The following is a 20,417-nucleotide window of genomic DNA, read 5'->3' on the forward strand; positions in this document are numbered from 1 at the left end:
GCCGTCTGTGGGCCTGTCAGTCCTCGCCGGGCTGGAAACGGCCGAGCGCCCAGTTCCCCAGGAGCATGATGACGAAGGCCACGGGGAGTAGTCCCGCGTTGCCAAGGAGGCCCAGGAGCAGTCCCGGTAGGGCGAAGGCCATCCCCATGGCTACCAGTATCAGGCAGGGCATCAGGGCCAGGCCGACTCCGAAAGTGTGGAGCAGGCCGCCCAGGAAGCGCTGGCCGGGATCGGTGGAGTTCGGGAAGATGCAGGACACCACGGCGCCTACGAGGCCGCTGGTGATCGACCCCAGAGGCAGACAGCAGGCGACGGCGACAGACAGGTGGACTCCCCGCAAGGGGTGTCCGAGCCAGAAGCAGAGCATCCCGCCCAGCAGAAGCGCCGAGTGAAGCAACGCACGCGGCGCAGTCAGACCCAGAAGCTGCCGAGAGGCGGTGATCGGGAAGGTCCGCAGGAGCGTAATGTGAGTCAGCTCGCTTCTGAACCGCAGTCCCTGGAAGCTTGAGGACAAGAGCAGGACGTAGGCGGCGGCCGGTCCGGGCAAGCTCCGAAGAAGGAGCTCGTCGCCCGACATCAGGCGCGCCAGGAAGGCAAGCCCCACCATCACCACGAGCCAGGCTCCCCACTGCCAGCGGTTGGCGTGGGCTGTCTCGGCGATCAGCTTGTAGGGAAGTGCCAGAGACGGCTCTCGCCACCGCAGGATCAGGCTCCGGCGGCTGAAGGACCCCTCGCGCAGTGATTCCCCGGTCATGCGCTCGATGTCCTGGGAGCGTGCGGCAGCGCGCATCCGGGCCACACGTGCCGAGTGCTCAAGGGTTGCCTCGGCGACATCGCGGTCCAGGACGCAGACCCCCACTGTACACGCCGCGGCCAGGAGAAGCAACAGGCTCATGCTCGCCGCAGGACTGGAGAACAGCGGATGCCCCTCACCCGTCACGAAGGCTGCCACGGCCAGCAAGGGCGTGAGCAGGTAGCTGTAGGGAGGATGCGAAAGCACCGCCATGACCGCCGCCGGTCCCGACTCCTCGCCGAAGACCACGTATCCGCCACCCCACAGGAAGGCCACTCCGACCACCCAGACGACGACACGGACCGCACCCTTGGATATGCCGAGGATCGCCTGCACATTCGTCAGCAAGAGCTCGATGATTCGGGCCAGATTCACAGCAAAGAGCATATAGAGGCCGGCGGCTATCCAGACGAGGACCATCCGGCCCACTGAGGCCTCCCGCATGACCAAGCCCATAGCCAGCGGTGTGAGGAAGACCACGACGATGCCTACATCTGCCAGCATCACCAGGGCGTCGAGGCCGACGCGGAAAGCCACTACCAGCCGCCGGGGGATGGGAGTGGGGAACAGGAAGTCGTAGTCGGCAGCGGGGAAGCTGAAGACGGCGCCCTCAAAGCCACGCTCGATCGATCCGAGGGTGAAGACGATCAGTAGTACGATCAGACCGAGCCGCACCTGGTCGACCGGCAGCGCTGGGACAGGTACTGCACCGTGCGGACCCATGAAGCGCGTCATTGCCACCGAGGCGAAGCTCGCGCCGACCCAGAGGAGGAAGAACAGGGTGACGATGAGACGCTTCGGGCTGCTCACCAGCGACAGGAGCCCGTTCTTGAGCAAATGTAGACGCAGGTAGATCAGGGCTGCCATTCAGGGCGTCTCCGGCCTGTCTGTGAGAGCCAGGAAGATGTCCTCCAGGGAGACGTCGTCTCCCATGCGCGTACCGGCGCGCAACTCCTCGAGGTTGCCGGCGGCTATGACCGTTCCGTGATCGAGGATCAGGACGCGGTGACACAGGTGCTCGACGGTGTCGAGGATGTGTGAGCTGACCAGAACGGCGGCTCCCGCGGCGGCGGAGCTGACCATCATGTCCCGGATCATCCGCTGGCCGGCCGGGTCGATGCCGATGAGCGGCTCATCGAACATGAACAGGCGGCTGGAGTGCATGAAGGCGCAGGCGACGGCCACCTTCTGCTTCATGCCCTTGGAGAGGGTGGTGATCAGGGCGTCCTTCTTGTCCCACAAGTCCAGTCGCTGGAGCAGGCCGTCGGCACGGCTGTCGAAGTCGCCGGTCTCGCCGTAGGCCATGTGGATGAAGCGGAGGTGCTCGCGGACGGTGAGCAGCTCGTACAGGTTCGGCGTCTCGGGCACCAGCGAGAGGGCGAGCTTTGCCTCCCGGGTCTGAGTGGCCAGGTTGTAACCGGCGCAGTAGATGTCACCGGCGGTCGGTCTCAGAACACCGGCGATGCAGCGCAGGACCGTGGTCTTGCCCGCACCGTTGGGGCCGATGAGGCCGACGATCTCGCCAGGCCCTACGGCAAAGGAGACGTTCTGGACGGCCGCAAAGTCACGGTAATACTTGTCCAGGCCGTTGACGGCCAGCAGAGGCGGCGGGAGTGGTGCAGCAGGCTGCACGGTGTCCGCGAAGTAGCTCATCGAGCGCCCCTGAGCATCCCGGGGGCACCCAGGGAGGCTGCCCCGCAAAGGGATGAGAGAGTGCGTTGCCGGGAAGACAAGGCGCTGGTCCGGCACGATGGCCTGCAGGTCATGCTCAGTGGACCTCCACTTCGCGCAGACGGATCATGTTGTCGCCGGCGCAGCCGGTGGTGAACACAACGCGCAGAGCCCCGGTAGTGACCGGGGCGAAGTTGAGGGTCGGGCGTAGCTGGGCGTTGTCGGTGACGGCTGCCACCGTACGCCACTTACCCTCTTGCTGCACCTGGACCTCGAGCCCGCGGGCGAGGTAGATGGTGTCGCCCTCCGGGTCGAAGAAGTAGAGTTTGACCTGCTTCACCGTCTGCGGGGCGGAGAAGTCGAGTTGGAGCCAGTGGGGCGGGTCTGAGTAGTCCGAGAGCCACCGGCTGCTCTGACTGGTGGTCACCAGGCCGTCGATGGCGTTGTCCGGCGCGTTCCCGCTGAAGATGGAATCGGCGGAGGCCACGGTGCCCTTGGAGGACAGGGCGAGGTTGTCGGGGACTTGCGTTCCCGGGCTAGGCCACGAGCTGAAGTCCTCCAGTCGGCGTCGAATCTGGTCGCCCTGCAGGGAGCGCGGGCTGCGGTTCTTGGCGATGCAGAGTGCGGCCGCACAACCCGCAGCTTCGCCGATGGGCATAGTGGTTCCCATCACGCGGACTGAGCCATGAGCCACGTGGTCGGCACTGATGCAGCGACCGGCCACCAGGAGGTTGGCGATCTTCTTGGGCACCAGGCAGCGGTAGGGTATCTCGTAGGAACGACTCAGGTGGATTCCGGCCGCGTCGCCGGTACCATCGGCGGCATGGATGTCGATGGGGTAGAAGCCGCGGCTGATGGCGTCGCGGAAGGTCGCGCCCTGCAGGACATCTTCGCCCGTGAGGACGTACTCGCCGACGATGCGGCGGCTCTCGCGGACTCCTATGAACTCGGCGCTCTGCAGCAGGTAGCAGCCCTCGCAACCGGGCACGTACTTGCGGTAGAAGTCGACGAGCTGGAGGGCCTCCCGCTGGGCCTCAATATGTGAGTAGGTGAGGTCATCGACCTTGAGGCCGCTGACCTGCGGGATGTTGATGGAGTTGATGTTGGCGACGCCGTGCTCGCCGAGGATGACGGGCTGGATCGCGGCGCCGCCTGCGAAGCGGGTCGTCAGACCGCCCTCGGCACGAGCCTTCGCAACGAGGTCCGGCAGCTTGGGGCGCGCCGGAAGCAGCTTCGTGGTGTCAACGTTGCCGAGGAGAAACACGAGCGTCTGGGTCTGCGTCTCTTCGTCTCTGCCACGGCCGATCTCGAAGGGTGCTCCGGCCCAGGCTGCGACGTCACCATCACCGGTGCAGTCGATCACGATGCGCGAGAGGATTGCCTGAGGACCGGACTTGCCCTCGACCATCACGCCGCGGATCACGTTGTCGCGCACGATGGCGTCGACGGCGGTCGTGTAGAGCATGAGTTTCGCGCCGGACTCGCGGACCATGTCGAGGAGCACGACCTTCATGATCTCCGGGTTCCACATCTCGGCCGTGCCGCCGACCTGTTCGAGGCGCTTGAGGAACTCGGCCACGATGCCCTCGTTGAGCTCCTTGCGGAAGGCAGGGGGCACCAGGCCGGTCGTCGCCATGCCGCCGAGGGAACCGGCGCGCTCGATGAGCAGGGCGTCTGCGCCCATCCTGGCAGCGGTGACGACGGCGGCCACTCCGGCCAGTCCGCCACCGACGACCAGGACTTCGGGGTTCGCGACAACGGGCGCATCCACGACCCGGCGGACCTTGCCCTTGTCGGTCAGAAGCTCGGCAACGCTCTCGACGGCCGGGGTTCGGAGCGGCTGAGGACGCGGACGGACCCGATAGGCGGCATCCTCGCGGGCTCTGGTGGCCCGGATTGCGGCGACGTCAGCGCCGGTCAGGCGGACGTTGTCCAGCACGATCCGGGAGGCCTGAGTGCGACGGCCACTGTCGAGTCTGAGACCGAGCGCCGTCATGGCGGCGGTATCCACTCCGGCAGCCTGGACGTCAGCCACCGGCACCCGAACCGTCGTCCAGGCACCCGGTGGAAGGCTGAGCGGAAGCGTGTACTCCTTCGCCGAGGAGCGGGCGAAGAGGACGAGTTGCAGTGGCGCCTCGTCCAGATTGTACACGTCGAGAAGTAGCTGCTGGTAGGGCCGCCAGTCGCAGTAGCGCAGACCACCGCGGACGCTGGTGGCGGAGAACTGCGGCGGCGTCTCCAGTGAAGGATGGCCGAACAGGCGCACACGCATGGCCCCGCTGCCCTCGGTGCGAGGTTCGGTGACGGGCTCGGCCATGGCTGAGCGGAGGTTGCCGATGAATTCGTCGACCTGCGGTCGGTTGTCGAGACCGGAGATCAGGGAGACCTCCTCCGCGGCGCCGGCCGCAGTCATGAGAAGGAAACCCAGAAGGTACGCCGTCATAGTTCGCATAGAGTGCTCCCTGGACTGGTAACATCTGCCCGAGTGAGAGGATAACCTTCGCCGCCCGATATGCGCAAGCCTCCCGGGGGCTGTGGCTTGACGCCTCCGGTGCTTTCGTGTAGCCTTTGCCCGGGGTGAGGCACCGTGTCTGAGACGCTCCGCAAGGACCCGCCGACGGCCGATTCCGCGCCAGCCTCCGTCACTCCGAGAGCAGTGTGCCTCGGCGTGGTGTCCATTGTTGCCGTAGTGTTCTTCATCCACTGGGCCGAGCTTGTGCTGGGCGGCTCACGCGGGCACACGGCAATGGCCAACACCAGCATCCCCGTTGGTGCCTTCACCTCCCTGGTAGCCCTGCTGGGTCTGAGTCGACTGCTTGGGCGGCTTGCTCCTCGCCTGCGCCTGAGCGAGTCCGAGTTGGTCGTCGTCTACTGCATGACCGCAGTGGCCAGCGTGCTGGCCTCCTCCGGCGCAATCCACTTCATCGTACCCGCCATCGCCGCTCCCTATCACTTCGCTTCGGCGGAGAACAACTGGGAGGCCCTCTTCTACCGGTACATTCCGGGATGGATCGGCCCCACGGACGAGAGGCTGCTGAACCGCTTCTTCGATGGCGGTGAGGCGGTGCCCGTCAGTATCTGGCTGGGCCCCTCGGTCGTGTGGTGCGGGTTCATCCTGGCCTGGGCGCTGTGCAGCCTGAGCATGGCGGCGATTGTGCGTCGCCAGTGGGTCGATAGCGAGCGACTGACCTTCCCGACGGTGTACGTGCCGCTGAGCATGACGGCGGAGGATGGGGCCTTCTGGCGCAACAAGCTGGCCTGGATCGGGATTGCGATTCCCTTCCTGATCGGGACGCTGAACACCCTCAACCTGAACTTCCCGTCGATTCCGAAGCTGGAAGTGCGCAACATCGACCTGTCGAGCAGCTTCAAGGACCAGCCCTGGAACGCCATGGGTGGGCTGTCGGTGTCCTTCTATCCCTTCGTGGTCGGGATCGCTTTCTTGCTGTCGAGCGAGGTCACCTTCTCGTGCTGGTTCTTCTTTCTGATGACGAAGCTGGTGCGGGTCATGGGGGCGGTGTTCGGGATTTCGGACTGGGGTACGACCAGCGCTTCCCGCTTCCCCTTTGAAGATCAGCAGGGAGCCGGCGCCTTCCTGGCGCTGACGGTACTGGCCCTGTGGATCGGTCGCAAGGAACTGCGGAAGGCCATCTCGGCGGCTTTCCAGTGGGGACAGGAGGAGGAAGAGGACACCCCGCGGTGGCCCGTGTGGGGTTTCCTGGCCACCTTTGCGGCGATGCTGGGGTTCTGCCGGGCAGCCGGGATGAGCTGGGGCATTCCGCTCGCGCTGCTGGGGCTATCACTCGCGTATCTGGTTGCGGCGACGCGGATTCGGGCAGAGACGGGCAATGCCTGGCTGTTCGGGCCTCGGGTCGATCCGCAGACACTGGTGGTCACCACTCTTGGGTCACGCAACATCATGCCCCAGGATCTGACCATCATGGCGTATCTGTCGAGCATCGCCAGCTTTGACCTGCGGTGCGTGACGATGCCGCATCAACTCGACGCCCTCAAGATCGCCGAGGCCCGCCACATCCCCCGGGGCAAGCTGACCTGGGCGCTGGCGCTCGGCCTCGCGATAGGGATTCCCGTGGCCTTCTGGGGTGCGCTGCTTGTGTGGCACAACATCGGCGCTCTGTCGAAGGCGGACACCTGGCGGACGCTGATGGGGAAGGCGCCCTTCGACCGTCTGCAGGGCTATCTCGTGGCACCGCAGCCGCCTGACTTGTTGGGGCTGGTGTTTGTGGGCTGTGGGCTGCTCTTCACGGTGTTCCTGTTCGCCATGCGGAGCAACCTGATGGCCTGGCCCTTCCACCCCGTGGGCTATGCCATCGCCAACACTGGGAGCATGCGGAACCAGTGGTTCCCCTTCCTGCTGGCCTGGGTGGCGAAGACGACCATCCTGCGCTATGGCGGCCCGCAACTGTACCGGCAGGTTCTGCCGTTCTTCCTGGGCCTGGTGGTCGGCGACTTCCTCAACGGTGGCCTCTACACCCTGATCGCCTGCTTCATCCCCAGCATGCACGTCTACCCGGTAAACTGGTAGGCGCGAGCTGTCAGAGCGCCCTGACCTCGCAGGTTGCCCCGGCGTCCTCGAGAGTCTGCGCGGCGACCTTCGCTTCCTGCTGGGTGGCGAAGCGGGCAAGCTGGACCGGCGTGCGGCTGAGGAGTGCCCTGGCCTGCTTGAGGGGAAGGGCGGTAACACTTTCGATGGCGGCCAGTACGGGCGCCTGCGGACCGCCTCCGAAGAGCTTCGACAGGAACCCTCCGGCCGGCGGAACACTGGTGATGATGACGGCCCACTGCTGTTCGGGCATGGCTGATCCGGACTCCTTTCGTCCCCCGAGAGAAGGGCTGCTCTCTTCGCCGTCGGTGGCGGCTGAACCTGCATCCATCGTGGTGTCTTGAGAGGAGGCAGGGGGACAGGCCGTCGGGAGGGAACAGGCACAGGCCTGCACGCCTGAGGTGGTACTTGCCTGAGACAGGAGCTGTGCGCAGGCAGGCGAATCGAAGCTGTGGGGAGATGATCGACATGGGCGAGAAGCTCGGAGTTGCCGTGATTGGCCTGGGAATGATGGGCGAGCGGCACGCGCGCATCTGGTCTGAACTACCGCAGACGAAGCTGGTCGCGGTCTATGACCTTGTGCCGGAGAGGTCGCGAGAGGTCGCTGCGCGTCTGGGAGCTGAGGCGGCTGAGAGCCTGGAAGCTGTGCTTGCCAGGCCTGACGTGCAGATTGTGAGCGTGTGCACCGACGACCAGTCGCATGTGGAGCCCTGTGTGAAGGCGGCTCAGGCGGGCAAGCACGTGCTGGTGGAGAAACCGCTGGCGACGAGCATCGAGGACTGCGACAAGATACTGGGGGCCTTCGGCGAATCCGGAACGAAACTGATGGTCGGGCATGTCGTGCGCTTTGACCCGCGCTATGCCACTGCGAAGCAGGCGATTGCGGACGGTGAGGTCGGCGACATCATCCAGGCCTTCGGTCGGCGCAACAACATCGTGGCCTCCGGACGACGCATCGCCCCGCGGACCTCGGTAGCCTACTTTCTGGGAGTCCACGACATCGACATCCTGCGCTGGTTCGTGGGCTCGGAGATCGTGCGCGTGTATGCCGAGTCGTGCAGCAAGGTCCTCGCGGACGTCGGCTCGGAGGACACGATCTTCACGGTGATGAAGTTCGCCAACGACGCCGTGGGTTGCCTCGAGACCTGCTGGGTCGTGCCGGAGGGAGTGGCGAACACCCTCGATGCGCGGATGGAAGTTGTCGGGACCGCAGGGCGTGTTGCGGTCAGGGTCGGAGACGAGTCCTGTGATATCTCCTCGCAGCAGCGGACACGGCGGCCGGACATCGCCTACGGTATGCTGATGCTCGACCAGCAGTACGGAGCCCTGCGAACGCAGTTGGAGCACTTCGCCGACTGCGTGATCAACGACAAAGAGCCGCTGGTGAGCTGCGAGGATGCGCGAGCCGCTGTCGCCGTGGCTGCGGCGATCCACCGATCTCTGGACACGGGCGCTCCGGTGACGCTGTAACCGACCGGGCCAGGTGGGTGTCTTAACGCCCCGCAGGAGAGGACGCACAATGACGGAACAGGGAAAGCCTGGGGTGCGCCGGCTGGTTGTGGCAACGCGCAACGAGGGCAAGCGGAAGGAACTGGCGGAGCTCCTCGCCGACCTGGGAGTAGAGGTGCTGTCCTTGGCCGACTTCCCGGAGGCGCCGGAGGTGGAGGAGCCCTACGAGACCTTCGCCGAGAACGCTGCTGAGAAGGCGACCGTGATTGCCCGCGAGACCGGCGAGTGGGCTGTGGCGGATGACAGCGGTCTTGTGGTTGATGCGCTCGGTGGCGAGCCAGGGGTGCACTCCAGTCGCCTTGCGGCCACGGATGCTGAACGAATCGCCTGGATTCTCGGGCACATGGCACAGGTGGCGGAGGAGAGTCGGCAGGCCCACTTCACTTGCGTCGTCGCGCTGGCCTCGCCGGAGGGTCTGGTCGGCGAGTGGGAAGGTGCGGTGCAGGGCACTATCGCGCAAGAGCCTGCGGGGACGGAAGGCTTTGGGTTTGACCCCGTGTTCTACTACCCGCCGGCCGGAAAGACCTTCGCGCAGATGTCACGGCAGGAGAAGAGTGCTGTGAGTCACCGCGGTCGGGCCCTGGTTCGCTTCCGGGAGGCTTTCGGCGCCTTCTGCGAGTAGGCAAGTGAGACCGAATCCCGGCGGAAGGGGCCATCGGGGCATCTGCTAAGCAGGATTCAAGAGGTCGCGAAGAGAATTCCCTTGTATCGAGCGGCTGCCCCCGGGTGGGCGCGCCGTCTGATTGTGGATACAACGAAGGAGACCAACTCGCATGTGGAACCGCATCAAGCGGCTGTTTCGCGCTATGTTCGGCTGGCTCATTGGTGGGGCCGAGAATCCCGAACTGGTCCTGCGCCAGCTTCGCGACGACCTGCGCAACAAGATCCCGGAGCTGAACCGGCAGGTGGCCGAGGTTATCAAGCACGAGAAGATGCTCGAGATGCAACTGGAGCGGCAGACCCAGACCGTCGTCACCTTGCAGCCGCAGGTGGAGGCCGCTGTGAAGGCCGGGCCGGGGCGTAAGGAGGCTGCGAAGGCGTTGATCGTGCAGCTCCAGTCCTCCCAGGCCGAGATGGCAGAGACGCAGGCGGCCCTTCAGAAGGCGAAGGAGAACTCGGCCCAGATGCTGCAGATGCGCACGGCCTTCGAGCAGAAGGTGCGTCAGCAGATGCAGGAGGCCATGCGCCAGATCTCGCGGTACAAGCGTGCCGAGGCCGAGAAGGAAATGGCCGAGATCATGGGGAGCTTCGAGGTTGGGGATGAGGCCGACGAGCTCCAGCGGATGACAGAGAAGGTCGACGAGAAGTTGGCACGGGCGGAGGCCCGGCTGCAGGTCTCGTCCTCGAGCGTCGACAACCAGATCGCCCAGATCCAGGTGGAAGCGTCGACCGATTCCGCCGAACTGGCCTACCAGGAGTACCAGCGTCAGCTCGGCCTGACTCCGGAGACCCCTGCGGCGGAGCAGCCGGCCAAGACGATGGAGGCGATTCCAGTGGCTCCTGCGACGCCGCCTGCAGCGCCACCGGCAGCACCGCCTCCGGGCCAGAAGCGGGAGGAAGCCCAGCAGGATGTGAACTGGGCTCAGCAGAACACGGACTCCCAGCAGCAGCAGTAGCCACGACCCCGGGCGGATGGCCCGGCTGAGGGTGGAGAGCACTTCGCGCCCGGACCTGGTCTGCGGTCCTTGTCTGCCGCATCGGGTCCGGGCGTTGCAGCTTTGAGAGGAAGGGTGCCGAGAGCGTCTATCTTCGCGAAGGGAGCGGGCGAAGGCCCGGTGGACCGCAATCCATGAGTACCTCCGACACAGCCCCGTGGGTGCAGCAGATCAGGGATAGCTTCACCTCGGCGGGCGCTTCGGTGTTCCTGATCCACGGCGTACGCGACCGCTTTCCCTATGGTGGCGCCTATCTTCCCCTGCCCACCTTCCTGCACCACGCCTTCTGCGCAGACAAGCTCACGGTGTTCTACGACATCAGTGAGGGACTCCGCTTCGCCCGGCCGGAGGACGAGAACGTCTTCAAGGCCTTCCTGGGCGTCTACCGCGCTCAGACCGGTCGGCCCTCGGAGGAAGACCTCATCAAGCCCGGCGTCGCGATTCCACTGCTCCAGGAGTTTCTCTTCGGACGCGACAACGTGGCACTGGTGATCGACTATGTGGACAAGGTTGCACCTCGGGATGAGCCGCGGTTCATGACCTTCGAGGAGCGCCGTGTCGTCTCGATGCTGCGACGCTGGTCGGACGATCCGCGTCTGCTGCGTCGCAACAGCTTCGTCTTCCTGCTGTGCGAGTCGCTGGCCGACGTGAACGAGGAGCTGTACAGCCGGGGCTCGCGGACCGAAGTGGTCGAGATCCCGATGCCGGACGCTGCCGAGCGCGAGGCCTTTGTGGGCGATGAGCTCGAGCAGCTAGCCGAGGCCAAGCCGGAGCTTGAGATGTCGCCGCAGGTGCTCGCGAGCATCACCAACGGCCTGTCGCGGGTGCAGATCGGGGCTCTCCTGCGCAGTGCCGGCCGACAGAAGCAGCCGGTCGGCTTCGGCCTGACGGGGAAGTGGAAACGGGCGGCGATCGAGCGGGAGATCGGTGAGCTGGTGGAGTTCACGTCGCCGCAGTTCGGTCTCGATGCGCTGGCCGGGGTGGACCTTCAGAAACAGATCCTGATCCGGACGGCGGAGGCGCTGCGCTCGGGCAAGACGGCGGTCGTGCCCAAGGGGATACTGCTCACCGGCCCTCCAGGTTGTGGGAAGACCTTCTGCATGGAGTGCTTTGCCCACGACTGCGGGATTCCCTTTGTGCAGTTGAGGAACGTCTTCAGCAAGTACGTGGGATCGACCGAGGCGAACCTGGAGAAGCTGTTCTACCATCTCGAGGCGCTCTCGCCGGTGTTCGTGTTCATCGACGAGTTCGACCAGTCCTACGGCCGCCGTGTTACCAGCGACAGTGACAGTGGTGTGTCGCGGCGGGTCTTCGGGATGTTCAACAACTTCCTCAGCGATGAGCGGCACCAGGGCAAGATCCTGTTTGGGGCTGCGACGAACAGGCCGGACCTGATCGACCCCTCGACAATGCGCGCAGGCAGGTTTGACCTCAAGCTGCCCTTCCTGCTCCCGGACCGCACGGCACGTGAGGCAATCCTCCAGGTGAGCCTGCGAAGTCTGCAGGTCGCGCATGACATCAGCGACTTCGGTGAGGCGGCAGAGAAGACCCAGGGGTACTCGGGGGCCGACCTGAAGGAGATCGTGCGAATCGCCCAGCGGCGAGCGGTCTTCGATGGCCGGGAGAGGGTCACCGGCGACGATGTGATGTATGCGGTCGGCGACTACATCACCCCCACGGTCAGTCGGGGCGACGAGATACGGCTCATGGAACTGCAGGCCGTCTTGTCGTGCACTTCCCGAGCGCTGCTTCCCGCCGAGTATGTGAAGGGCGTCGAGGATGGCAGCCTGCGCCGCGAACTCGGACGGCTTGAACTGACGGTGTCCTGAGTCTATCCACAGAGCGACTTCCGGGCCGGCGATCGGCCTGCGTGAGTGAGGTGCAGGCAGGGCCTTTTGGGATGCAGACAGACTCGCCAGGTGAGGACAGGCCGGGCGGTCCCGGTGCGCGGAGGATCGGCCTGCGTGCAGTGCTCGTGGGTGTCGGTGTGTGCGTGGTGGTGGCCCTGGGGTTGTGGGCGGGCACGGGAAGGGCCATCACTCACGCGGTCGCGGCTCATCAGCAACGAACCTGCCTGAGCAACCTGCGCCAGCTTGGCCTCGGCTGTCTCGTGTACTGTGTGGACTACAGCGGGCCCTTTCCCGATGGGCGTGTGTGGTCCGACCTGACCTTGCCCTATGTGCTGAGCCTGCGGATGTACCAGTGCCCGAGCCTGCCTGACAGCCCCTGCGGGTATGCGTACAACTCGGCGCTTGGCGGCGCGTCAGAGGAGAAGCTACGAGTGCCGGACCAGGTGGCGATGCTCTTCGACGGCAAAGGTGGGTGGAATGACAGCGGGGGAGCGGAGCGGGTCGTCGAGCGGCATGAGGGGTTCAACTGCACCTTCGCCGACGGTCATGCAGAACTGGTACGAGGCACCCACGAGGTGGTGTGGATGCCTCGCTACAGTCAAGACCTCAGGCCTCAGCCCAGGTAGTGCCAGGCCATGTCCACGACACGGCCGCCCTCGAAAGTGAAGGTCTTGCGCCAGCGAGAGTCGTCGCCACCGGCGCGGACAGTGCACTCCATGGTCAGCTTGCCCTCGCCATCCTCCACGTCGTTGACCTCGATGTCGTAGCGCACCAGGGTCTCCCCATACTGGCTGCGCAGGTACCTGGCACACTCGCTCACAAGTTGCTTCTCGGTTGTCTCGGTGCTCATTGCTCTGCTCCCGTTGGTGTATGCTCCCACGCTGACTGTGACTAAGCCCCGAGTATACCTCGCCGCGCGCAACTGCGCCAACAGGTTCGGGGGCTCGTTGAGTCCTTCGGCCCGCGTCATTGAGCCCCGAGGAGCGACGCTGCGGCCATGGCCTGGAGGTGCCTCGTGGGAGTCCCGGCAAGCACACCGCAGGCAGGTGCGAGGATGTCTGCACCCCAGCCCAGCGCCTTGCGGGAGGCAAACATGATGACCTCCGGCGGGCCGGCCTCCAGGAGTCGGGCACTCAGGTTGCCCATGAGACGCTGGTGGTTCAGCACCGCGCGGGCCTCGCGAAGGTCGGCCAACTCGTCAAGGCTAACAGCCTCGGCCTTCGTCTCGGCAAGGGCCGGCAGGATGGTGTGCGGGTTGCCGCAGAGGTGCAGGATCACCGGCGCGCCGGCTGCGTGGAGGGTGTCGATGAGACGCGCAAGGTAGGGCTCGGCGAACTCCCGGTAGCGGTCGGGGCCGAGGATCTCACCCGTCGCCGTCGGGTCGGCGATCGTCAGGAGATCCGCACCGGCCCTGATCTGCTCGACCGCGAAGCCCTCCAGGAAGCTGGTCACGTAGTCCAGGAGCCTGTGCACCGAATCGGGCTGCCGTCGCAGGGCCCGCAGGAGCAGGGACGCCTCAAGAAGCTGCCCGGCCAGGCTGACGGGACCCACGAGGCTGCCAACCAGCGCCAACTCGGGAGCCTCCGCACGGGCCAGGCGAAGAGCCTCTAGCACGACAGGTCGCCGATCCCTGTCAGGAGGAAGCTGCGCTCGCCGAAGCGCAGCCTCGACCGCAAGGGCCGGTTGGGTGGCCCGGTCGCCCTGAAGGAGCGGCTCGTGCAGGATGCGGGGCTGAACCTGGCTGTCGCCCAGATTCACGGTGGCACCAAGGGCCTCGGCCTCGACGGTCATGCAGAAAGGCACGCCGACATTGTCAAAGCCCGTGGCGCGTGCCATCGCCACGGCCAGCGTCGCCATCGCCTTCGCGTCCGTGTGGGCCTCGGGCCACCAGCATCCCGTCTGCTCCATCACCTCGGTGACGGCGAAGGACATCATCCCACCCGGGCACAGCACCGGCGGGTGTGGGGCGGGTTCACCGCGCAGGCACCGAAGCGTCAGGTCTCGTGAGGTCACTGCGGCAGCGCCAGCGGGAGCTTGCCCCACTTCTCGCCGGCGTCCATCATGGCCGTCACGTTCTCGAAGGGTGTGTTGAGCGGGACCTCGCAGCCGCTGGCCAGAATGAACCCGTGGGGATTGTCACCGGCCTTGCGGAGGCAGTCGATCACCTCGGCCTCGATCTGCTCCGGCGTACCCTCCAGAAGCGTCTGCGCGGGACGGACATTGCCCATGAGCCCCACACGATCCCCGACGCGTGCGCGAGCCTCAGCAAGGTCGACCACATCAAGGCTCAGCACATCGCCGCCGGTGTCGGCCAGGGCCTCCAGCAACCGATGGGTCTTGCCACACACGTGGACGACCGCCGGGAGGCCCTGCGCGTGGATGGCGTCTACGGTTCGCGCCAGGTAGGGGAGAGCGTAGGTGCGGAAGAGCTCCTCGCTGAGCACGCTGCCGGTCGCCACCGGGTCCACGATCACAGGCACGCCGCCGACTCCCGCACAGGCCTCCACGAACCGCTGCGCAACGACCAGGGAACGGTCGAGGAGCTCGAAGACCAGGTCGGGATTGCGCCGCAGGTCACGGGCAAGGATGTCCGTGCCACGTAGGCCGGCGGCTGTGGTGAAGGGCGCAGCGAAGCAGCAGCCGACGAAGACCTCGTCGCCGACCTGCTCCACGCAGTAACGAATCGCCTCCAGGTAGACGCGCATCCCGTTGTCGCCCCAGGGGTCTGCGTTGATGGTCTTCGTGACGTCCTCCGGGGAAGCGACCAGGGGCTGGTCGATCCGAGCGGCGTCGTCCTCGGGGTAGTACAGACGAGTGCCCATCGCCTCGGCCAGGACGCCGGTGTCGGTGAAGATCGTGATCATGTCCTGGTGGTAGAGGCGGTAGGCGGCCACGTGAGCCTGTCCCATCTTGAGGCCGTCGCGCCCATGCTCGCGCACGGTCATCTTGGCGACGCGGGCTGCATGGTTGAGGAGGAGAGGGACGATGGGGACACGGTCGATGGGCTGTCCGCCAAGCAGCGCTCCGATGCGCTCCTTCGGGGTCACTTGGCCTCACCCACCCAACGACGGACGGTCTCAATGCCCTCGCGGGGGCTTGATCCGTAGGCATCGGCACCGATCTCTGTGCAGAAGGCCCAGGAGACCGGCGGGCCACCGAGGAGCACCTTGACGCGGTCGCGTATCCCGGCCGCCACAAGGGCATCGACCACGCGCTTCATCCCGTGGCGAGTGGTAGACATGAGCGTGGAGATGGCGACCACGTCGGCGCCGACCTTGCCGGCTTCCTCGACGAAGCGCTCCACGGGCACGTCGCGACCGAGGTCATGGACCTCGAAGCCTGCGGCCTCCATCATGACGCGGACGATGTTCTTGCCGATGTCGTGGGTGTCGCCCTCAATGACGCCGATGACGACCTTTGCGCGAGGACCGGAGGCGTCCTCCTTGAGGTGCGGCTGGAGGACGTCCAGGGCTGCATACATTGCGTCGGAGCACAGCAGGATCTCGGGGACGAAGTACTCTTCCTCGTCGTACTTGACGGATACGACGTCCATGCCACGGGCAAGGCCCTCGTGGATCGCTTGGTGTGGGTCAAGGCCCGCCTCAAGCGCCTCGTGGGCAAGCCTGACGGCGGCCTCCTCATCCATCTGAACGACGGCGTCTGCAAGGCCCTGCAAGATGACGGAAGGACTGTCCGGCATGCGGCACCTCCTGTACTGGGCCACAGGCCGGACTGCCCCTCACAGACTGCTCGGAGGAGGGCTGGACCGGCCGTGGCGTGGGTTGTTTGCGCTAGTGCTGCCCACCCGGGGCAGCGGGGGCATCGTGGCTTCGAAGGACCACATCGCCCCCTGTGCTCAATGGCGCGGCGAAAGCCTCGAGTCATGCCATGGCCGGCCCATGCCTGTCACCTCCTGCGTTCTGACTGGTTGGCTTCAGAGTTAGGTCGCTTCAGTGTCAGCAGCTACAAGGGCTACCCCGTCGCTGCCTTGAGCATCGAGGCACAGACCGATTCGGGCAAGAGGACCAGGTAGTCCAGGTTCATCGGGTTGCCGTCGAGATTGGTCAGTTTGATCGTGTGAGAGCCTGCGCTGAGCCCGAAGGCAAGCGGCTTGCCGTCTGCACCAAGGAAGCTGCCGTGGGCCCAGTCTCCGACCGTGGCGCTGGAGAGACCGCCGGTGTCGGAGAAGAGCTGCTTGACCGCCGGGCCACCGTCGATGGAGAGTTCGCGCTGCGTCGATGTGGTGCAGCAGTAGCGAAGCGCGACCACGTACTTGCCCTCGGCGGGTGCGTTCACGTTCCAGCTTAGCCAGTGCCCCGGGTTGTCCCAGTGCGAGATCGACTTGCCGCTGGCACCGAACTTGTCCTCGCGGAGCTGGACCTCGCCGCCACCCTGGCCGGTGAAGGCCTCGGCCTCTGCGAGGGTTCCCTGCTTGAGGGGCTGGTCGGCGATTCGCACGGCAGTGACACCACGCAGAGAAACGCCCTCGCCCTCGAAGACGCCCGTCACATCAAGGGAGGACGGACCGGCGAAGGGCGCGATCGGCTTGGTGACGGTCACGGTGATCTCGGCCTCGGCTGTTGCACCCGCAGCGGCCTTCATCTCGATCTTCTGCGGAGTGACGGTTGCGCCGGCCGGGGCAGTCAGTGTGACGGTGCCGGAGATCGCGCGGTCGGCCGGAGCAGCGAGTACGACCCTACCCTTGACCGTGTCGCCCGTCTTCACCGAGGTGGTGTCGAGGAACAGGCCCAGGGCTGCGGCGGTGTTGCCGATGAAGTCGGTGGTCACCGGTGACTGGGGGTAGGCCATCGCGAGATGGGCGACGTCGATCCGGTAGATCGGGTCCTGCATGAGGCAGACGCGGCGATCAGAGGCAGGGATCGTGGTGCTGTAGATGCGGAGCTCGCCGGGCACGGAGGTGATGATTTCCTCGCGCCAGTCTCCGCTGACGTCGGCCCAGGCGATCTGTGAGCCCTGCATGCCGCGGGTGAGCGTCGGCCCCTGGTACTTGGTGACGGTGCCGCCACCGGTGATCTCACGCAGCGGGTCAGCGTCCCACCAGACAGTGGTGGTTCCGGGGACCTTCTCATAGCTGCCGAGGACCTTGCCCTGGGAAGAGAAGATCCAGCGCGGCGGGCGACCGTTGTAGCTCACCTTGTTGGGGTCGCCCCTGCCGTCTTCCGAGCCCCAGCACTCATAACCGGGATTGGTGGGGTCGACGTCGGCGGTCATGCCGGTGCCGATATGGTAGGTGCGCTCGTTGAAGCCCCAGAGGAGCTTGCCGGTCTTGGCGTCGGCCACACAGATGCCGTTCTGCACATGCCCCGGCTCGATGAAATAGGCGATCTCCAGACCCGGACGCGAGGGGTCGAGGTCGGTGACGTAGCACTTGTCGGGATGTCCCAGGCCGGTGGACCACAGGCCGTTACCGTTGTCGTCGACGACACAGGAGCCCAGGATCACTTCGTCGCGACCGTCGCCGTCGATGTCGGCTGAGTGCATGAAGTGGGCGCCCTGTCCGCGATAGGCGGGACGCTCCTCCTGGCCCGACCAGTTCCAGACCTCGGTGAGCTTGCCGTCATGCCACTGGTAAGCAATCAGCCGCATGAGGGTGTAGGTGCCCCGGGCCACCAGCAGGCAAGGGGTCTTGCCGTCGAGGTAGGCAACGCCCATCTGGTTGCGGGAGGCGTAGTTGTAGTTGCCGAAGGGCTCGCGCGCAGGCCAGTCGACGCGAGTCAGTTCCTTGCCCGTCATGCCGTCGAGGATGGACAGGTACTCCGGGCCGGTAGTTACGCGGCCGTCGGGATCGCGCGGGTCACCCTCGCCGGTCTTGACGGCGACCTCGGCCTTGCCGTCACCGTCGAAGTCGTAGACGACATAGGGCGAGTACCAGATGCCGCGCTCGATGGACCAGCCGAGGTCCTTGCGCCACAGGAAGGTACCGTCGTTGAGGTAGGCCTCGAGCTTGTAGGTGTCCGGGCTCGGGGTCCAGTACGAGGAAGCGGGATCGATGTTCGTGTTGGGCTGCTTGAGGACGAAGTCGTACTTGCCGTCGCCGTTGAGGTCGGCGATCCCGGCCTTCTGGAAGGTGTAGTCGCCCTGCAGCTTGATCGAGCGATAGGCCTGGCCTGCGAAGGGTTCGACGGTTGCCAGGGCGGCTGCGTCAGCAATCTCGGTTCCGTTCACGACCGGCACGACACGCCAGGTCATGCCCTTGCCGTCGCCCGCTGTCTGGTCGACGAAGTCGGTGGTGGCGGCGATGGGAGCTGCGTTCATCTTGACCGGTGCGCCCTCGCCGGCGCTGCGGTAGACGTTGAAGGCCACCTTCGGGGCATCGGCCTTGAGCAGACGCCAGCTCAGATAGACGCCCTTTTCTGCGGGGATGGCCACGAGGCCACGGTCCATCTTCTCCTCGATGCGCTGGGTCGCGTAGCCCTGGACGAGGGGCTTGACCACGCGCTCGGGTAGCACGCCAGGCTTGAGCTCGACGTCATCCACCCAGGCGGTAGCCTTCTCGCCGCCGGTCACGCGGACGTAGACCTGCTCGCAACCGTCGGGAACGATGGCCTGCGCGGTGAGCTTCTTCCAGTCCTTGGTGCCCTCGATCGAGTCAGAACCGATGGCCCAACTGATGACCTGACCGGAGGAGCTGAGGGCCACGACGTCGAGCTCGACGGAGCCGGAGTCTTGCAACTTGACCCAGGCGGTAGCATCCCAGACCTGGCCGGGAGTGACGAACTGGCGACCGGCGTTGGTGACGGCGAAGTCGCGCTCGCCGTTGCGCTCGACCTTCAGGCACTGCTTCCCGCTGTGGGCCTCGGTTGAGACTGTCGCCTGGCCCTGGCCATCACGAGACCAGAAGGTCCAGTTGCTCGAGGCGAGGTCGGTTCCGGTCTCGAAGTTACCGTTGAGGATGCCGGCGGCAGGCCGCAGCTCGGGAGCCAGCGTGATCGTGTCGTAGTAGCACCAGCCGGGGCTCTTGGGATCGGCGTAGCGGTCATCGACCCAGAACTCGAACTTGCCGTCCTGGATGTCGAAGGTCCCAAGGCGCGAGCCCGCGGTAAGGAGGTTGCGCCACTCCTTGCCGTCGAGCGACAAGGCAAGACCGCGGCCGCCCTTGATGCTGACGACCCATTTGCCCTTGGGGATGTCCTTGATGACGGTGTGCAGGACGGGAGCGCCGTCTTCCGGCTTCTCCCGGTCCTTGAGGACGCGTGGCGACTGAAGGACGACTCCGCCGGACCACTTCTTGGCGGCGTCGTTGTCCTTGCTCCAGAGGTTCCACTTGTCGACGGGGTCGATGTTCTTGCCCCAGGCGTCTGTGGGCGAGGAGACGTCCTCCGCCTCGAACTGCATCGGAGCCTGAGCAAAGACGTAGCAGGGGACGGCGCATAGTGCCACTAGCAGGAACACGCGAGACATGACTTGGCCTCCATCTAGGCTGTTGTTGCTGGTGGACAAAGTGCGTAAGGCCATCGGTGCAAGGCGGGGCAGGGACTGTATCAGCCCCTGGGCACTCCGGCTGCCTCGAAGGCACCAGAGAGGTTCCGGTAGCAGTAGCGAGCGGCCTCGTAGGGGTCGTAGCCTTCCTGCGACCAGACACGGGTACTAACTTCCAGGGTGATGAAGTCGTTCCATCCGTTGTCCTTCATGGCGCGCAGGTAGGCGACGGAGTCAAGCTCGCCGTCGCCCAGCAAGAGAAGCTCGAAGGTGCCGTCCGCATGGCGCCGAGCATCAGTGATGTGAGTGTGCGCGGTGTAGGGCAGGAGCACGCGCACAGCGTCCTCGATCTCCTCACCGGCCAGGAAGAGGTGGACGATGTCGAAGTGGAGACGCACCCGGGGATGGCTGACGGTATCCAGGAGCCAAGTGATCCGCTCCGACCGGTCCACGGCCGCATTGCAGTGGGCCTCGCCGGCGACGACGAAGTCCTCGCGTTCGCCAAGCTCGGCGTAGGCTGCGAGGGTCTCCACCAGATCGCCCTTGATCGTGTCCCAGTCGGCGGTGCGTCCACCGAAGCCCATTGCGAGCACCGGCGGCTCGCGCATCCCCAGGTCGCGACCGAGCTGAGCACACCGGGCCATCAGGTCGAGGTTGGCCTGACGTGCCGTCGGGTCAGGCTGGTAGAGCCCGCCGACGATCATCATGGCCGGCATCGCCAGGTTGCTGTCCTGAAGGAGGCTGCGCAGGTGCTTGCGCCGTGCTGCGTCCATGTCCTGGGGCATCGCGCGGTCGTGCTTGGGACCGATGAACAGCTCGACGCCCTCGTACCCCATCTTCGCCAGGGCAGGGAAGGCGTCCTCGAGCGGAACGGTCGGCATGGCATAGGTTCCGTAGGCGATCTTCATTACCGGCTCCTTGCGGCGAAGGCGTTC

At 65.7% G+C, this 20,417-nt stretch carries 16 protein-coding genes; 6 read left to right on the forward strand and 10 right to left on the reverse strand.

What is annotated here, in order from left to right:
- Positions 1-16: 16 nt before the first annotated feature.
- From ABFE16_15630 to ABFE16_15640, 3 genes are all read right to left on the reverse strand, one after another.
- Complete coding sequence (locus ABFE16_15630) at positions 17-1,660, reverse strand: putative ABC exporter domain-containing protein (GenBank protein ID MEN6346732.1); 1,644 nt, start codon at positions 1,658-1,660, stop codon at positions 17-19.
- A complete protein-coding gene (locus tag ABFE16_15635) occupies positions 1,661-2,446 on the reverse strand; it encodes an ABC transporter ATP-binding protein (protein MEN6346733.1) in 786 nt (261 codons plus the stop codon). It abuts the gene before it with no gap.
- Between the two features lie 115 nt (positions 2,447-2,561).
- The gene (locus ABFE16_15640) at positions 2,562-4,916 is read right to left on the reverse strand and encodes an FAD-dependent oxidoreductase (protein MEN6346734.1); all 2,355 of its coding nucleotides are present in this window, start codon (positions 4,914-4,916) and stop codon (positions 2,562-2,564) included.
- A gap of 135 nt (positions 4,917-5,051) precedes the next feature.
- Between ABFE16_15640 and ABFE16_15645 the strand changes: the two genes are divergently transcribed.
- Positions 5,052-7,010 carry a DUF6785 family protein gene (locus ABFE16_15645; protein ID MEN6346735.1) on the forward strand — a complete coding sequence of 653 codons (1,959 nt, stop codon included), beginning with the start codon at positions 5,052-5,054 and terminating at the stop codon, positions 7,008-7,010.
- A 10-nt stretch (positions 7,011-7,020) separates the two neighbouring features.
- Here the strand turns inward: ABFE16_15645 and ABFE16_15650 are convergent, their stop codons facing one another.
- Positions 7,021-7,281, reverse strand: a complete 261-nt coding sequence (locus ABFE16_15650; GenBank protein ID MEN6346736.1) for a ribosomal protein L7/L12 — start codon at positions 7,279-7,281, stop codon at positions 7,021-7,023.
- 215 nt (positions 7,282-7,496) lie between these two features.
- Here ABFE16_15650 and ABFE16_15655 point away from each other — a divergent pair, with 215 nt between their 5' ends.
- The 5 genes from ABFE16_15655 (at position 7,497) to ABFE16_15675 (ending at position 12,668) form a co-directional block, all read left to right on the forward strand.
- Positions 7,497-8,498 carry a Gfo/Idh/MocA family oxidoreductase gene (locus ABFE16_15655; protein MEN6346737.1) on the forward strand — a complete coding sequence of 334 codons (1,002 nt, stop codon included), beginning with the start codon at positions 7,497-7,499 and terminating at the stop codon, positions 8,496-8,498.
- 49 nt (positions 8,499-8,547) lie between these two features.
- The gene (rdgB, locus tag ABFE16_15660) at positions 8,548-9,159 is read left to right on the forward strand and encodes an RdgB/HAM1 family non-canonical purine NTP pyrophosphatase (GenBank protein ID MEN6346738.1); all 612 of its coding nucleotides are present in this window, start codon (positions 8,548-8,550) and stop codon (positions 9,157-9,159) included.
- Positions 9,160-9,310: 151 nt separating this feature from the next.
- Complete coding sequence (locus tag ABFE16_15665; GenBank protein ID MEN6346739.1) at positions 9,311-10,153, forward strand: PspA/IM30 family protein; 843 nt, start codon at positions 9,311-9,313, stop codon at positions 10,151-10,153.
- Between the two features lie 173 nt (positions 10,154-10,326).
- The gene (locus ABFE16_15670) at positions 10,327-12,021 is read left to right on the forward strand and encodes an ATP-binding protein (GenBank protein MEN6346740.1); all 1,695 of its coding nucleotides are present in this window, start codon (positions 10,327-10,329) and stop codon (positions 12,019-12,021) included.
- Positions 12,022-12,092: 71 nt separating this feature from the next.
- Positions 12,093-12,668: a hypothetical protein gene (locus ABFE16_15675; protein MEN6346741.1), complete on the forward strand. Its 576-nt coding sequence runs from the start codon at positions 12,093-12,095 to the stop codon at positions 12,666-12,668.
- On the opposite strand, the gene ABFE16_15680 is transcribed toward ABFE16_15675, so the two are convergent.
- The 6 genes from ABFE16_15680 to ABFE16_15705 all read right to left on the reverse strand — a co-directional run bounded on the left by ABFE16_15680 (position 12,656) and on the right by ABFE16_15705 (position 20,390).
- The gene (locus ABFE16_15680; protein MEN6346742.1) at positions 12,656-12,892 is read right to left on the reverse strand and encodes a hypothetical protein; all 237 of its coding nucleotides are present in this window, start codon (positions 12,890-12,892) and stop codon (positions 12,656-12,658) included. The two genes, ABFE16_15675 and ABFE16_15680, sit on opposite strands and share 13 nt — an antisense overlap.
- Before the next feature lie 116 nt (positions 12,893-13,008).
- The gene (locus tag ABFE16_15685) at positions 13,009-14,055 is read right to left on the reverse strand and encodes a uroporphyrinogen decarboxylase family protein (protein ID MEN6346743.1); all 1,047 of its coding nucleotides are present in this window, start codon (positions 14,053-14,055) and stop codon (positions 13,009-13,011) included.
- Positions 14,052-15,089 (reverse strand): uroporphyrinogen decarboxylase family protein, encoded by a 1,038-nt coding sequence (locus tag ABFE16_15690; GenBank protein MEN6346744.1) that lies wholly within the window; start codon positions 15,087-15,089, stop codon positions 14,052-14,054. Before ABFE16_15690 ends, ABFE16_15685 begins: the two co-directional genes overlap by 4 nt.
- Positions 15,086-15,742 carry a corrinoid protein gene (locus ABFE16_15695; protein ID MEN6346745.1) on the reverse strand — a complete coding sequence of 219 codons (657 nt, stop codon included), beginning with the start codon at positions 15,740-15,742 and terminating at the stop codon, positions 15,086-15,088. Before ABFE16_15695 ends, ABFE16_15690 begins: the two co-directional genes overlap by 4 nt.
- Positions 15,743-16,014: 272 nt before the next feature.
- A complete protein-coding gene (locus tag ABFE16_15700; protein ID MEN6346746.1) occupies positions 16,015-19,464 on the reverse strand; it encodes a carbohydrate binding domain-containing protein in 3,450 nt (1,149 codons plus the stop codon).
- Between the two features lie 80 nt (positions 19,465-19,544).
- Entirely contained in the window at positions 19,545-20,390 is an 846-nt protein-coding gene (locus ABFE16_15705) for a sugar phosphate isomerase/epimerase (GenBank protein MEN6346747.1), read from the reverse strand.
- Between the last annotated feature and the right edge of the window lie 27 nt (positions 20,391-20,417).

The organism is Armatimonadia bacterium (genome assembly GCA_039679385.1).
Taxonomy (GTDB): Bacteria; Armatimonadota; Zipacnadia; order Zipacnadales; family JABUFB01; genus JAJFTQ01.